Source organism: Balneola vulgaris DSM 17893, from assembly GCF_000375465.1.
GTDB classification, from domain to species: Bacteria; Bacteroidota; Rhodothermia; order Balneolales; family Balneolaceae; genus Balneola; species Balneola vulgaris.
Map to the genome: position 1 here is coordinate 1 of NZ_AQXH01000009.1, position 14,276 is coordinate 14,276.

The following is a 14,276-nucleotide window of genomic DNA, read 5'->3' on the forward strand; positions in this document are numbered from 1 at the left end:
TGAGGCCCGCCTACCGATTTAGGTAGGTTCGACCTGGTCGCCGTTGCGACCTCCTCTCGTGAGCACATTTGCAAAGCCTGTTTCATTTTTGGAACAGCCTTTTTTTATTTGGGGAAGTCGTTTTGAAATAGACTTAAAGGATAAATGGCTTAACCTGTCTACTGCTTGCCTTCCATGAAAACAGATTCAAGATTTTAGAATCCTAGATACTTTTCCTTTTAAGCAATCAAGTTTAATTCAAGTATCACATCTATTCCAGCTTTAGTAGTCTAATTCTGCTTTCAGGTTCAAACTCAATCGAATAAAGCATATTATTATCATCTAAATAGATGCTTATAGAAGAGTGATCTAACTTGTATGTTGCAATCTTATTCAAATTCCAATCATATTTGATTACATATTTACCTAAAGATGAAGATGGACCATTTGATACCTCACCTGAATATAGAGCATAAATAAAATCATCATTCGAGGTAGCAGCTATAAAAGCTCTCATGTCTGCATCCGCAGGGTAAGCATTACCATTATTAACCTCAGTTAGTGGTACGCCAAAGTGTGAATCAATTTCTTCTTTCAATATGGATCCACCAAAATCAATCAACGCAGCTCTAATAGCGTGTCGATAAAATAATGCGATTCTATTTTCTTTAAAGTTTATCACGGCATAAGAATGCCATCTTTGAGCTTCAGTAATAATTGATACTTCTGTATTAAGATTTAGGTCGGGATGCTTACCGATGCAATCCACTTTTTTCCCATCAATATCAAAAACTAATAGTTGACATCCAGGTGTAATACCAGCTCCGTAAAAGACATTATTATTAGTAAATATATTAGTAAAGAAATTTAACCCTTCTAAGATGATATAATCATTCTCTAACAGCTCAAATTCATTACTATAAGTTGCAATTCTTTTGTTAACTGCGTCATATACATATAGCATACTAGAATCATCATTTGAGAACATCACCCAAGGGTCTTCAAAATCACCTGGGCCTCTACCTTTATTACCAAAAGAATTTATTTGCTTAAGTTGAGTCTGATTTTCAAAAGTGAAGACATGTACAATAGGGGTATTTAGTCTATCAGTAACAATTACTTTTCCGTTTAAAATTAACAGATCGTTTGCTTGATAAAACTCAATATCACTTTCAATTATTTCAGAGGTACTATTTTGGATAGTGTTTTCATTTATTCCATATACCTTGCTTTGTGCATGTAAAGCTGTGTTGACTGCCGCAAAAATCAAAAAAGCAGTAGCAAAGAGGTTATATTTTGTGAAATTATTTGAGTACATATGATTCGAATTTTAAACCTGAGTACATATAGAATCTACTCAGGTTTTAAGGTTAATCTCAGTCGGTTAGCAACGGAAGTATTCAATTAACCACTACTGCTTTCCTTCCATGAAAACAGATTCAAGATTTTCTAGCCTCATTCTAACTTCACTAATGCTGGAGTTTCGAGCTCGGACGATAACAGTTAGCGTTGAGATAATTGAAAATCCTAAAAAGAATAAAAAGGTAGCTCCAAAGCCAAGTGTGATGCCAATAGTTTCAGAGATAAATTGAAATAGGGATGGTTTGAAGTTTCCAGCAAAGTCATAATCGAATATATCAGCAGGTAATGACATAAATTTCGTTGAAAGTAACACAACGAATGAAATGGTAATTATAAAGGTGATAGCCCAAGATGCCATACAAATTCTTTGTAGAATTTTGCTGTTTTTATTCTGTTCCTGAATTTTATTCATAATGTCTTCTTTGATAATATTCATGGCTATTTGTGTTTATTAATGTGTTCAAAATTCAATTTGGCCCGAATTGCTTTTTTACCGTAATAAATGCGGGATCGCACAGTGCCCAATTTTTCACCAATGATTAGAGCAATCTCTTCATAGGTCATTCCTTCCCAGTACTTAAGCAGCATAACCTCTTTCTGTGGAGCTGGAAGTACCGAAATAGCTTCTAACAGTGAGTCGTTTATTTCATTCAAAAAATCATCAGGTTCTTCTAGTGTTACAGCATCTTCAGAAATTTCATCAAGCTCTAATTCATAGCTTTTGGGCAGTTTATTTTTTAATCGAAGGTGATCGATTGCTTTATTTCTTGTTATCCTAAAAAGCCAAGTCTTAAACCCATGTGGGTTCATTAAATCTTTAATATTTAAATACACAGAGACCCATAGGTCTTGTAAGACATCCTCAGATTCTACAGCACCGATTATGTTTTTAATATGGGTGTGGGTTCGGCTACTAAACTCATCATAAAGTTGCTCGAAAGCCTTTATATCACCAGCTTGGCACCTCGTCACAAGTAGGTATAATCGAATGTTCGCTTTATGCTCTGAAAGGTTGTTCACAGTTTCTAGTTTTCTTAGTGACGGTGCATAAAACTGATAGTTCAAAAGAATGTAGAATTAATTCTGACTTACTGAGTGATAGATATTTAAAAGAATAGGGAGAGATTAGTTATCAGCGTGTAGATAGAAAAAGCAATAAGAAATTTACCAACGAATGCATTCGTACATGAAAGAAGATTCTGAAACTGAACCCCTTAGGAAAACAGCCCAGATTATTTCACCTTTCTACAAAATAATAGTGCTTGCGGAAGATGCTACATCGTTGGTTGAGGCACTTAGTTTGTGTTTAGCATCAATAAGTTTAGGAAACAAAGTGTCTATATTAAATTGACCAAACATGCCTAAATAGGCACCCGAAGTAGTATTCAATAATTGAAAAGAGTTAACTAATACTTCCTTGTAATCTTTGTTAGGTTGTAACTTAGTCCATAGTTCTTGGGCTTCCCTAAATTGATCAACAACTGCGATGCAAATAAAATTACTGTTCATATAATCCGCGATTGTACGATTACTAAAACACTCATCCTTTAATCGATTATGTTTCTCCGATTTTGGATCATAAAAATAGAAAAGCAAATGTTCACACTTAAACTCATTACTATATGAACTGAAGCTTTTACTTGGGTTGTAATTTCTAAACTCCACTAATGATTCAAACATTGGTTCTCCCCCTGTTGAAGATAAATGAGTGTTTTATTCGCTTACTCTGTTTTAGAAGGAAGCCGTTTAAAACATTTATCTAAATAATAAACAGTATGCTACAGTTAATTACAAGTTAAAAGTATGCGCTTGTTCTCGTAGCTCAGTTATAGGGTTCCACTACTAGCGATGAAAATGAAGGGCACAAAAAAAGCCTGTTCCAAAAATGAAACAGGCTTAACGCTTTTAGTACCGGAAATGTCCGATGCTTCAGGCGTAGGCGAATGTGCTATTAAGACGACATCGCCTAGCTTGAAGTTTTAAATTTCTTCGCCTTCGTCTTCTAATTGGCGACGTGCATACTCATTATCAGGATCGATTTTGAGGGCTTGCTCGTAATAGGTAGCTGCTTTATCCGACTGGCCACCACGCTTGATCATATCGCCCATTAAAATCCAGTTTTCAGCATCACGTGGATCTTTTTTGATGCGATCGATAAGGTATGGAATGGCTTCTTGGCCACGATCAGTCATCAGCATCAACATCACTTTACTACGATGTGCCGCAGAGAAGTCGCTTATTTCAATAGCTTTGTCAAAGTCAGCTTCAGCTTTTTCAAGATCTTCTTTTTGCATGTAGCTGTTACCACGAAGATTGAAATACACGGCATTGTCATCAGCAAGCTCAATAGCCTTGTTGATGTTCTCCATGCTTAAGTCGTGTTGACCTAATTGTTGCATGATAAGAGCCTCAAGGTAATAAGCCTCATGAGACTCTTCGTTTTCTTTTTGAAGCTCTCTAGCTATGTCTAAGGCGTGGTCAATGTCTTTATCTTGTAGTAACTCAAAGCCTTTGTTTAATTTCTCTTCGAAATTCATGGATTATTTTTCTTTGTGGGTTATATCTTCGTAGTCAGCGTCTTCTATCTGATCAATATTCTTTTTACGAGAAGTACCTGAGCTGGTGGTCCCTCCAAATCCCTGGAAGGGGTTAAATTGACTATTTTTCTTCTTGGAAGGTAAGAACATTCTGTTCACGTATCTCAAAAAAAATATAAATCCTACAATAAGTAGTAGTTTGATTACCATAATTCTTAAGGAGCAATATGAATATGTGTGTTGGAATGCAGAGGCATTTCAAAAATTTGTTGTTCTATATACTTGAGATGATCAGGATTGTTAACAAAGTCTATCTCGGTAGCGTTTATAGTAATTAACGGAGAACGGGTATAGTGATAGAAAAAATGATTGTACGCATCATTCAATTCTTTTAAATACTCTGGGGTGATGTGCTTCTCATAATCACGCCCACGTTTGGTAATGTTTTCCATTAACCGCTCAACAGAAGATTGCACAAAAATGACCAAATCTGGTTGTGGAGCTATGCCCGACATGATTCCATATATATTATCATAAAGAGCCATTTCGTCGTCATCTAAATTCAAGCGAGCAAAAATACGGTCTTTATCGAATATGTAATCTGATATGGTAAGCTGACTAAAAAGGTCTTGGCTCATCATATTTTGTTGTTGCTTAAAGCGACTTGCTAAAAAAGCTAGCTGCGTTTGGAACGCATAGCGCTCACGGTCTTCATAGAACTTAGGTAGAAAAGGATTTTCTTCGAATTCTTCGAGTACAACTCTGGCATTTTTTTTCTCAGCTAGAAGGTTTGCGAGCGAAGTTTTTCCGGCTCCAATCACGCCTTCAATAGCAATAAAATCAAATTGGTTCGACATCTACCAGCTTAGTTGAGTTTTCTCGATTCGAATTGTTGGAGCATGATCCATCATTTCTCCAATAGTTTGAGCATCCTTTGGGTCGTGCCAATCAGGAAAAACCTCCTTGAGAGGTTCTAAAACGAACAATCGCTTTTTATACTCTGCATGTGGAATAATAAGGGTATCTGTTTCAAGCACCAAGTCATCATAGGCGATAATATCAAGATCTATCGTGCGAGATGTCCACTTAGGATAGCGGGATGGGCGCCCTTGTTTTTTTTCCTGATTTTTGAGCTTTTTAAATAACTCTTCAGGGGAAAGTTCAGTGTTTATCACCATCACGGCATTCAGAAAATCTTGCTCACTTGGTCCTACAGGTTCCGACTGATATATAGAAGAGCAAAGAGGTTCAGATTCGCTTAAAGCACTTAAAAATTGCCGTGCTTGTTGTAACTGATTGTGAGGGTCGTCTAAGTTAGATCCTAAGCCAATAATTACCTCGGCCACGACAACACCACCTCCGAGTATGCCGTCTCGCCATCCATGGGAGGATTCAACTTTCGCAGGCGCACTTCTAGTTCTTCGGTTATAAAACTATTGTAGAGTTTTTCACCAATGTGTAAAGCCAAGTGCTCAATTAAATTCTTAGAGGGACCATTCATGATTTCAGCAACGATATCTCGTGCTTTGGCATAGTCGATGGTGTGAGCCAGCTCATCCGAAATAGCGGGGCGTTGAAGGGAAAGGGTGAAGGTTAAATCGATTTCAAAGTCATTCCCTTCTTTTTTCTCATGGTCGAAGTAGCCATGAAAGCCGCGAAATTTTAGCCCTTTGAGTATGAGCTGATCCATAGAACTAGAGACTTGCTACTTCAATACGCTGTTGTAACTCGTCGAGCATCTTCTTGTGTTTAGCACTCGTTGTTACACGCTCTTCTACCGTTGATATAGCATGAATTACTGTAGAGTGATCGCGACCACCAAAATGTAAACCAATGGTTTTTAAACTCGACTTAGTGTATTTCTTGGAGAAGTACATGGCTATTTGGCGAGCTTCAACAATCTCTTGCTTTCTCGTTTTCTCGCGTACTTTATTGGTGTCGATACCAAAGTAGTCGCAAACATAATTTTGAATAGACTCAATAGATAGCTGTGTATTCGACTCCTTCACCATGTCTTTTAATACACGCTTAGCCATGGCAAGGTCGATGTCATCAATGTTCTGTAGTGAAGCGTGAGCTAATAACTTGATGATGGCACCTTCTAAATCACGAACGTTAGATTTGAAGTTGTGTGCAATGAATTCAATAATCTCAGGATCAATTTCAATGCCGTTATCTTGAGCTTTGCGCTCTAAAATAGCATAACGCGTTTCGTATTCAGGCATCTGAAGGTCAGCACTTAATCCCCATCCAAAACGAGAAATTAAACGCTCTTCAATATCCGGTACATCTTTTGGAGCTCTATCACTACTGAGGATAATCTGTTTTCCATCTTGATGCAGTGCGTTAAAAATATGGAAGAACTCTTCCTGAGTTTTCTCTTTACCGCTGAAGAACTGAATGTCATCAACAATCAGCACATCAATGTTACGGTAAAACATCGAGAACTCACTAGCTCTGTTATTTCTGATAGCATGAACAAATTCATTGGTAAACGATTCCGATGAGATATACAGAACCGATTTCTCTTCGCCGAACTTCTGCTTAATCTTATTCCCAATACTTTGAGCTAAATGCGTTTTACCGAGTCCAGTAGGACCATAGATAAATAATGGGTTGAATGAGTTGTTGCCAGGGTTGTCGGCAATGGCCATGGCTGCAGAGCGAGCTAGGCGGTTACAGTCGCCTTCAATAAAGCGATCGAATACATAAGAGCTGTTTAGATTGGAGTCTACTTTAGTTTTACGGATTCCAGGAATAACAAAAGGATTCTCAATTCGCTCTGGGTAATAATCTTGATAGCCATTCATCTCCTGAGGCTGTACAGGTCCCATCGGGCGTTGCGGTAAGCGGATGGCACGGTTGTGCTCCATGTGTTCCGACTTCTCCATTACTATAGAGTATTCGAGTTTGCCCTCTGGCCCTAGAACTTTTGCTAGGGTAGAGCGAAGCATCGCAAAGTAATGCTCTTCAAGCCATTCGTACCAAAATTGACTAGGAACTTGGATGGTGAGTGTGTGCTCTTTTAGACTCACTGGTTTGATTGGTTCAAACCACGACTTAAACTTTTGGTAGCTAATGTTGTCCTTAATAATGTCTAAGCACTCGTTCCATGCCTCTTCAGCAGATATCATCCTCAATTCTTAAACTCCTACAAAATATTACGTGCTTTCCCTTTCCCGAAAAGAAAGCTTAGTTATCCACAGCGATTGTGCGCCGATTAATTTTTAACTCGATTTGAAAATGATGAATTATTCAACGCAAGTCAAACACTGAAAGTAGGGTTAGTCAAAAGTTATCCACATTTATATAAGCATGTTAAATGCTTGGGGCACAATGAAATAAAATTTAACTACGTAATTATGCCAATTGTTCTTGACAGGCCATAACATTGCCGTAACAAAGAATTAACCCAAGGATAGGTAGCTTAAGTTTTTTTTAATCTTTTTTTCCACAAGTTATCCACATTGTAAAAATGAGAGATTTTTACTGCTACTTCGTAAAAAAAATAGTCTAAAATCAACGTTGAATTACAACAAATCTATCTTTCTCGTCAAGATCTTTGAGCAAGCTTGTTTTCCAACCATGCTCATTAAATACACGCTGGGTTTCATCGCCATATTCTTCGTGGATTTCGAAGTACGCTTTTCCATTATCACTCAAGTTTTTATCGCAAAAGTCTGAGAGCGCTTTGAACATAGATGCAGTGCTCTCACAGAACAATGCCAAGTGGGGTTCAAACTCTTTTACTTCCGTGTCTAAATGGTCCAATTCACCATATAATATGTAAGGGGGATTCGAAACAATGAGATCGAATGGTGAAGTGTTATTCATTAGAGGTTCAAATAAACTGTGAACCTTAAAATTTATATCAACGTGATTTAGAGTGGCGTTCTTTTGGGCAAGATCGATGGCTTCTTCCGAGATATCAATGGCATGAACGTCCCAGTTTGTGCGTTCCATTTTTAAAGCAATAGGAATACAGCCAGATCCTGTTCCGATATCCAGAACTTGTAAAGAAGTGTCTTTAGAATATTCGTCGAAGATAAGTTGAACGAGTTGCTCGGTTTCTTGCCGAGGTATCAACACTCGTTCATCCACTTTAAGGGTGGCATTATAAAAGGTGGCTTCACCTGTTATATATTGGAGTGGTTCGTGAGCGGCCCTTCGTTTTACAAGAGGGCGCAGTATAGCTAATTCATCTTGGGTTAAAGGGCGGTCGTAATTGATATAGAGATCGAGTCTCTTTATTTCTAAAACATGAGCCAATAACCATTCAATACTCATTCGGGGGCTCTTAACTCCTTTCTCTTCAAAAAAAGGAGTAGCCCACTCTAACATGGAGAGTACAGTCCACTCATTCTGAGTGTTCGACATTATTAGATCTCGTCTTTGTCTTCTTCTACTACGTCTGAAACTTGTTCTTCTTGAACGGTTAGGCCAAAGCGCTTACCAAAGTCTAAAATGAAATCAATCACATTGGCTTCAACATTTCGGTCTTCTGAGAGGGAGCTTCCGCGAAAGCCCATGCGACCACCCGTTTTTTTCAGAATTATTTTATTCTGACGAGGGGTGCTTTCAAAAATGCAGGTTAAAGTAACACTTGAATTAATCTGCTTTTCATATTCCTCATATACCGCAACAAAGAGTTTTTCTTTATCACCTTCTTGGTGGTGCTCGTATAGAAATTTTGGTGGATAGTCTTTAAACATCTTCGCAGACATTCTCTTAAGAGTAGCTGCTGGACCAAACACTAAAAATGTGGTATGTGAGTTCATACGCAAATTGAATGATTTATTAAAAAAATTTGTGCTGAAAATAACATGTTATTCACTTAAGGCAATAAGAAAATCACTTATTTTTCGTTGATTTTATATTACCTTAAGTCTCTCTATTAAAAACACGGTCATGAAAAAATTATTTTTACTAGGCTTTATTCTAAGTTTTGCACTCACTTCAACTTCAGTTTTAGCCCAATTTGGGGAGCCAGAAGTACGTAGGCCCGATTCTCCCAAAAATTTATATGACGAAGGATACCGATCAGGATTCGGTTTTTTTGTGGGTGTTAGCGACTTCGGTTTAGGAGTGGGCGCCCAATATCGTAAGGTTTTCAGCAAATATACCGAGGGTCTCATCAACTTTAAGATTTCCGGAATCAAAGATCCTAGAGAGCAAACGTACATCGATTACTTCTTCGGCACCAAGACTATTCCAGATAAATATCGAAAGGTTGTTTCCTTTCCGTTAACCGTTGGTTTAAAAAAGCGACTGTTTGCCGAAACCATATCAGACAATTTTAGAGTATTCGCCAGTGCAGCAGGTGGCCCCGTATTAGCTTATACCTTCCCTTATTTCCAAGACATTAATGGTAATGGCTTCAGAGAAAACAATGTTTTCATTTATAACCTGAATGAACCAACCTACGATATTTTTACAGGTTGGAAAGATGGAGAGTCTCATTTTGGATGGACCGGTGAGATCCAGATGGGAATAGATTTCAATAGTAACTTTGCACGATTACAAAGCATGCAGTTCGGCTATACCTTTATGTACTTTGATGAAGGTCTACAGATTATGCAACCAAATCGTCCTGATTTAGACCCTCAAGGTCGAATTCAGTATGATGCTCAAGACCGTTTAATTGTTGAGCCAGACTATGACGCGAAAAGTTTCTACGGTACTGCGCAAATTAGCTTTGTATTTGGCTGGATGTGGAAATAGCCATAAGGCTCTTCCTATAATGATGCATTGTTGATGAGCTGATTGAACCAAACTTCCGGCTCCGATAAGTTATGCAATACGATATCGGCATCGGTTTCCATCAGCTCTTCATAACTATAGTTGCCCGTTGCAATAGCCACGCTTTTCATCCCGGCAAACTTCGCACATTCCACATCTTTAGGGGTATCACCAATTATTAAGAATTTGGAAGGATCAGGTTGAACCCCTAAACGATCTTTAACTTCATCTAGAGCAAGTAGTGGTAGATCATTTCTGTTTTTATGAAACTCGCCAAAGATGCCGAATGAGAATGGGTACTCAATTTGAGCTGCACGCAATTTAGCTTGTGCCGACCGTGGATAATTTCCTGTTAATAAACCCACTTCAGCATTCATAGCATCAAAAAAATCTATGGCTTGGTGAATGTAGGGTAGAGGCTCAACATGTTCGGGGGCAAGTAAAGTATCCGTTTGTTGGATATACCGTTCTTTTATCTGAGAATATAGGCTGTTGGAATAGCCATGGTTCACCAAAAAGGAATTTAGAATATCATGGTCAGTTCGCCCTGAAAAAGCGTCCTTTTCCATATTAGGGTAATCAATTTCAAACTCCTGCAAGATGGCGCGAAGCATAGGTCGAACAAAGGAGTGTTGAACTCTTAATAGAGTTCCATCAATATCGAAAAGGGCAATCCAAGGATGTGGCATATAATAATTGGGTGAATAAGAGTTAAAATAAGAATTCTTCGCGGAATTGGCTTTAAGAACATATTAAATCGTGGTACCTTTACGAATTCTTAAATTTTAACATGGAGAAGATTAATGAGTTTTATCGAAGACGTAGTTGCACGTCAGATTATTGATTCCAGAGGTAACCCAACCATTGAAGTAGATGTAATTCTTGATAGCGGTGCATTAGGGAGAGCAGCCGTACCATCAGGAGCTTCTACCGGTGAATTTGAAGCCGTTGAATTACGTGATGGTGATTCAAACGTGTACCTCGGCAAGGGAGTTCAACATGCCGTTCAAAATGTAAACACCACCATAGCTGAAGAGCTTAGAGGATGGCCTGTTTACAACCAACCGGCTATTGATCAGCTACTCTTAGATATAGATGGAACTCCAAACAAAGGTCGTTTAGGTGCAAATGCTATTCTTGGTGTTTCTTTAGCCGTGGCTAAAGCAGCTTGTAGTGAATTAGGTATGCCGCTTTGGAGATATGTAGGTGGGGTGAATGCTAAAGTTATGCCAGTGCCTATGATGAATATCATCAATGGTGGCTCGCACGCTGATAACAGTGTAGATCTTCAGGAATTTATGATTATGCCAGCTGGAGCAGAGTCATTCAGCCATTCTTTACAGATGGGAGCTGAAGTATTCCATAATCTAAAAAAAGTGTTAAGCGACAAAGGGTATAGCACCGCTGTTGGCGACGAAGGTGGATTTGCGCCGAACCTAAAGTCGAATGAAGAAGCATTAGAAGTGATTCTTCAAGCGATAGAAAAAGCGGGCTACACTCCTAAAGACGATATTTTAATCGCACTCGATCCTGCTTCGTCTGAGTTCTATAATGCAGACACAGGACTATATGAATTTAAGTGGAGCGACGGTTCTACTCGGGATACCGATGCTATGGTTGAATTCTGGCAAAACTGGGCAGACAAATACCCTATCATATCTATTGAAGATGGTATGGCAGAAGACGACTGGGATGCATGGAAGAAACTTACCGAAGCGATTGGCGACCGAGTACAGTTAGTAGGCGATGATCTTTTTGTGACGAACACGGAGCGTTTAGCCAAAGGGATCAATAACAACATTGCCAACTCTATCCTGATTAAAGTGAATCAGATTGGTACTCTTACGGAGACTTTAGATGCTATCGAAATGGCACATAAAAATAGTTACACATCGGTGATCTCTCACCGCTCGGGTGAAACCGAAGATGTTACTATTGCTGACCTTGCCGTGGCAACCAATGCAGGGCAGATCAAAACAGGATCTATGAGCCGTACAGATCGTATTGCAAAGTACAATCAACTGCTCCGCATTGAAGAGGAGTTAGGAGATCAGGCGATTTACCTAGGCCATGATGCATTCGGTTTAGATTGATCATTATCTCATATTTTTAAAAGGCAGTCTTTATTTTTTAGAGGCTGCCTTTTTTCATTTTTTGGTGCGAATATTTGTACTATTAACCTATGCGAATCACAGAACAGGAGCTCTTACATTTTAGAAATCACCTTAAGACAAAGGTAGAGTGGGCTCCACATCTTAATGTGATTACAGGCCCCAACGGTGCCGGTAAAACCAGCTTAATTGATGCCATCCACTTCCTATGCATGTCGAGAAGTTTTGTGGCCACTACCGATCAATATGTGATCCATAGTGATGAATCTTATTTCATGATTAATGGCCATTTTGAAGGGCAAATCCGTGCTTCATTTGATGTGGCTTGTTCCTATTCACGAGGTGAAGGAAAAAAGATTTTCGTGAACGACTCGCCCCTTGATCGCTTGTCTGACTTAATAGGAATGGTGCCCGTTGTGGTGCTTGCCCCCGACGATAAGAAGCTAACGCTTGAAGGCCCTGTAGAACGTCGAAGCTTTTTAGATTCTTTTATCAGTCAAATCTCCCCCGCCTATCTACGCGATCTCTTGGATTACCGTAAAATCAGAAGGCAACGGAATACACTACTCAAAGACTTTAAAGGACCTGTTTCAGTGTTGAAGTCCTATTTAGAGCCTTGGAATATGCAATTAGTAGAAACGGGCTCTCGCATTATCGCTATGCGCTATCAGGTACTTGAGAACTTTAAGGCATACTTAGAAAAAGACTATGCGATGATCTCGGGGATGGATTTAACTACAGGGTTGAAGTATCAAACGTTTTGCGAACCCTCAGCTGATGTGGAAGTAATAAAGGCTGCTTATGAAAAGGCTTTAGAGGAAACGGTAGATAAAGAAATTGAACGCGAACAAACATTAACGGGTCCGCATAAAGACGAAGTAGTTTTCTATTTAGATGATTTCGAATTGCGACGTTTTGGCTCTCAAGGGCAACATCGACTTTTTGCTCTTTCTTTAAAACTAGCGCAGCTTCATTATTACTCGGATGAGCTAGATGACTTGCCCATTCTTATGTTGGATGATGTTTTTGGTGATTTAGATCCCAAGAAAACAGAAGTGTTGTTGAAGGCGTTACAGGAACATGAAGGACAGATTTTTATAACCTCAGCCAATCCAGTACCTTTCGAAGAATATGTTAAGTTTGATGGCGACAGAAATAGATTCTACAAAGTTGAACATGGCAAAGTAGAGAGCATTCATGCGATTTGATGTACCTAAACCTTTAAGCGACTCCCTCCAGAAGTATCTGGATAAGTTTCCTCATAAAAAGAAATTGAGGCAGGGGATGGTACTGGCTGTATGGAATGAAGTGGTTGGGGAACGTATCTCTTCTCAAGTTAAGGACGTTCATTTTGAAGGCGATAGGCTAGTTGTGAAAGTAACCAATCAGGTATGGAGGCATGAAATTCATGCGAATAGGTTCGGGATTGCGAAGCGATTAAACACACGGGTAAAGTCGCAAGTTGTAGGGGAGATAATTGTTCGAAGTTAGTTGAATAAGCGGCTACACCCATCTATATTGAAATCATGTCAAACGCCCCAATACAAGAATTTAAAGAGCGAATTCTCGCCTTCATCCGAAAGGGTACTAAGCCAGGTACCGAGGAGGAAGACGCACGCATTTGGAGTAAAGAAAATGCCATTGTGTTTGTTGTGGCGTTCATCATCGCACTTAGTTTATGGTTTGCGGTAAACCTTAATGGCACTTTCAATATTACCGTTAATATGCCGCTTGAAATCGGAAATGTACCCGATGAAATGGCGCTTACCGATAAACTGCCTGAAAGTGTAGAAGTAAGCTTGAGTGGAACAGCACTACCACTTATCAGCCTCTATAACAATCCTCCAGCCATTCAAATTGATGTGGATGAAGCCGAAGTAAACATCTTCAATCAAGTCCGTCAACGAATGAATTCTGTTCAAGAAGTGGATGTAGTAAAGGTGGAGCCTTTGATTGTATCGGTGAACCTAGAGGAGAAAATCTCGAAAAAAGTACCAATAAAACTGAATTGGGAATTCGATTTCGAAAGTAGATATGGACTGATTAGCGGTCCAACCATAACCCCTGATAGCATCACTATTACAGGAGCGGCCTCTCATATTGCTAATTTTGATGAATGGGTTATTGAAGACACTCTTCGACTTGAAAATGTAAGTGACGATGTTCATGAGCTCGCTATTATTACCAATAACGATCCACTCGTTACTATTTCTCAAGATGTGTTAAGTATTGAAGCAGATGTATCGGAATTCACTGAAAGTGAAGTGAGTGTGTACATCCAAACGAGAGACCTTCCTCGTGGGCAAAGCATTACGTACAATCCAGCTTCGGTAACCGTTAAGTATGATGTGCCTCTCGAGCAATTCGCCGAAATTCAAAATACAATCCCATACGTTGTGTATGTGCCTTATCAAAAGATAGAAGAGGATATGAGCGGATTTGTAACGCCTGACGTGGAGCTCGTATCCACTAAGTATGCATTGAAACTACGCAGCTTCCAACCGAAAGCGGTAGCTTATTTTAGTGTAGTAGATCAGTAGTATACGTG

At 39.1% G+C, this 14,276-nt stretch carries 18 protein-coding genes; 5 read left to right on the forward strand and 13 right to left on the reverse strand.

Annotated elements, in window-relative coordinates; translation table 11 throughout:
- Nucleotides 1–250 precede the first annotated feature (250 nt).
- From B155_RS0112065 to B155_RS0112125, 12 genes are all read right to left on the reverse strand, one after another.
- The gene (locus B155_RS0112065; RefSeq protein ID WP_018128521.1) at nt 251–1,297 is read right to left on the reverse strand and encodes a BF3164 family lipoprotein; all 1,047 of its coding nucleotides are present in this window, start codon (nt 1,295–1,297) and stop codon (nt 251–253) included.
- 93 nt (nt 1,298–1,390) lie between these two features.
- Nucleotides 1,391–1,777 (reverse strand): hypothetical protein, encoded by a 387-nt coding sequence (locus B155_RS0112070; protein ID WP_018128522.1) that lies wholly within the window; start codon nt 1,775–1,777, stop codon nt 1,391–1,393.
- Nucleotides 1,778–1,779: 2 nt separating this feature from the next.
- On the reverse strand, nt 1,780–2,406 hold the full coding sequence (locus B155_RS0112075; RefSeq protein WP_018128523.1) for an RNA polymerase sigma factor: 627 nt from the start codon (nt 2,404–2,406) through the stop codon (nt 1,780–1,782).
- A 180-nt stretch (nt 2,407–2,586) separates the two neighbouring features.
- On the reverse strand, nt 2,587–3,021 hold the full coding sequence (locus B155_RS13940) for a hypothetical protein (RefSeq protein ID WP_018128524.1): 435 nt from the start codon (nt 3,019–3,021) through the stop codon (nt 2,587–2,589).
- Between the two features lie 299 nt (nt 3,022–3,320).
- Nucleotides 3,321–3,878, reverse strand: coding sequence for a tetratricopeptide repeat protein (locus B155_RS0112090; RefSeq protein WP_018128526.1), 558 nt, complete (start codon nt 3,876–3,878; stop codon nt 3,321–3,323).
- 3 nt (nt 3,879–3,881) lie between these two features.
- A complete protein-coding gene (locus tag B155_RS13890) occupies nt 3,882–4,028 on the reverse strand; it encodes a hypothetical protein (RefSeq protein WP_018128527.1) in 147 nt (48 codons plus the stop codon).
- 65 nt (nt 4,029–4,093) lie between these two features.
- Complete coding sequence (locus tag B155_RS0112100; protein WP_018128528.1) at nt 4,094–4,735, reverse strand: deoxynucleoside kinase; 642 nt, start codon at nt 4,733–4,735, stop codon at nt 4,094–4,096.
- Nucleotides 4,736–5,224, reverse strand: coding sequence for a 2-amino-4-hydroxy-6-hydroxymethyldihydropteridine diphosphokinase (gene folK, locus B155_RS0112105; protein ID WP_018128529.1), 489 nt, complete (start codon nt 5,222–5,224; stop codon nt 4,736–4,738).
- On the reverse strand, nt 5,212–5,568 hold the full coding sequence (folB, locus tag B155_RS0112110) for a dihydroneopterin aldolase (protein ID WP_018128530.1): 357 nt from the start codon (nt 5,566–5,568) through the stop codon (nt 5,212–5,214). Before folB ends, folK begins: the two co-directional genes overlap by 13 nt.
- Before the next feature lie 4 nt (nt 5,569–5,572).
- On the reverse strand, nt 5,573–7,012 hold the full coding sequence (gene dnaA / locus B155_RS0112115; RefSeq protein ID WP_018128531.1) for a chromosomal replication initiator protein DnaA: 1,440 nt from the start codon (nt 7,010–7,012) through the stop codon (nt 5,573–5,575).
- A 385-nt stretch (nt 7,013–7,397) separates the two neighbouring features.
- Nucleotides 7,398–8,255, reverse strand: a complete 858-nt coding sequence (prmC, locus tag B155_RS0112120) for a peptide chain release factor N(5)-glutamine methyltransferase (RefSeq protein ID WP_018128532.1) — start codon at nt 8,253–8,255, stop codon at nt 7,398–7,400.
- A 2-nt stretch (nt 8,256–8,257) separates the two neighbouring features.
- Nucleotides 8,258–8,656 (reverse strand): hypothetical protein, encoded by a 399-nt coding sequence (locus B155_RS0112125; protein ID WP_018128533.1) that lies wholly within the window; start codon nt 8,654–8,656, stop codon nt 8,258–8,260.
- A 130-nt stretch (nt 8,657–8,786) separates the two neighbouring features.
- On the opposite strand from B155_RS0112125, the gene B155_RS0112130 reads away from it, so the two are divergent.
- Nucleotides 8,787–9,599, forward strand: a complete 813-nt coding sequence (locus B155_RS0112130; RefSeq protein ID WP_018128534.1) for a hypothetical protein — start codon at nt 8,787–8,789, stop codon at nt 9,597–9,599.
- A gap of 14 nt (nt 9,600–9,613) precedes the next feature.
- Here the strand turns inward: B155_RS0112130 and B155_RS0112135 are convergent, their stop codons facing one another.
- Nucleotides 9,614–10,306 carry an HAD family hydrolase gene (locus B155_RS0112135; protein WP_018128535.1) on the reverse strand — a complete coding sequence of 231 codons (693 nt, stop codon included), beginning with the start codon at nt 10,304–10,306 and terminating at the stop codon, nt 9,614–9,616.
- 114 nt (nt 10,307–10,420) lie between these two features.
- On the opposite strand from B155_RS0112135, the gene eno reads away from it, so the two are divergent.
- The 4 genes from eno to B155_RS0112155 all read left to right on the forward strand — a co-directional run bounded on the left by eno (nt 10,421) and on the right by B155_RS0112155 (nt 14,268).
- On the forward strand, nt 10,421–11,710 hold the full coding sequence (gene eno, locus B155_RS0112140) for a phosphopyruvate hydratase (RefSeq protein ID WP_018128536.1): 1,290 nt from the start codon (nt 10,421–10,423) through the stop codon (nt 11,708–11,710).
- Nucleotides 11,711–11,799: 89 nt separating this feature from the next.
- Nucleotides 11,800–12,936 carry a DNA replication/repair protein RecF gene (gene recF, locus B155_RS0112145; protein ID WP_018128537.1) on the forward strand — a complete coding sequence of 379 codons (1,137 nt, stop codon included), beginning with the start codon at nt 11,800–11,802 and terminating at the stop codon, nt 12,934–12,936.
- Nucleotides 12,926–13,219: a DciA family protein gene (locus B155_RS0112150; protein ID WP_018128538.1), complete on the forward strand. Its 294-nt coding sequence runs from the start codon at nt 12,926–12,928 to the stop codon at nt 13,217–13,219. The genes recF and B155_RS0112150 overlap by 11 nt, the downstream gene beginning before the upstream one ends.
- A gap of 35 nt (nt 13,220–13,254) precedes the next feature.
- Nucleotides 13,255–14,268: a CdaR family protein gene (locus B155_RS0112155; protein ID WP_018128539.1), complete on the forward strand. Its 1,014-nt coding sequence runs from the start codon at nt 13,255–13,257 to the stop codon at nt 14,266–14,268.
- The last annotated feature ends 8 nt before the right edge of the window (nt 14,269–14,276 follow it).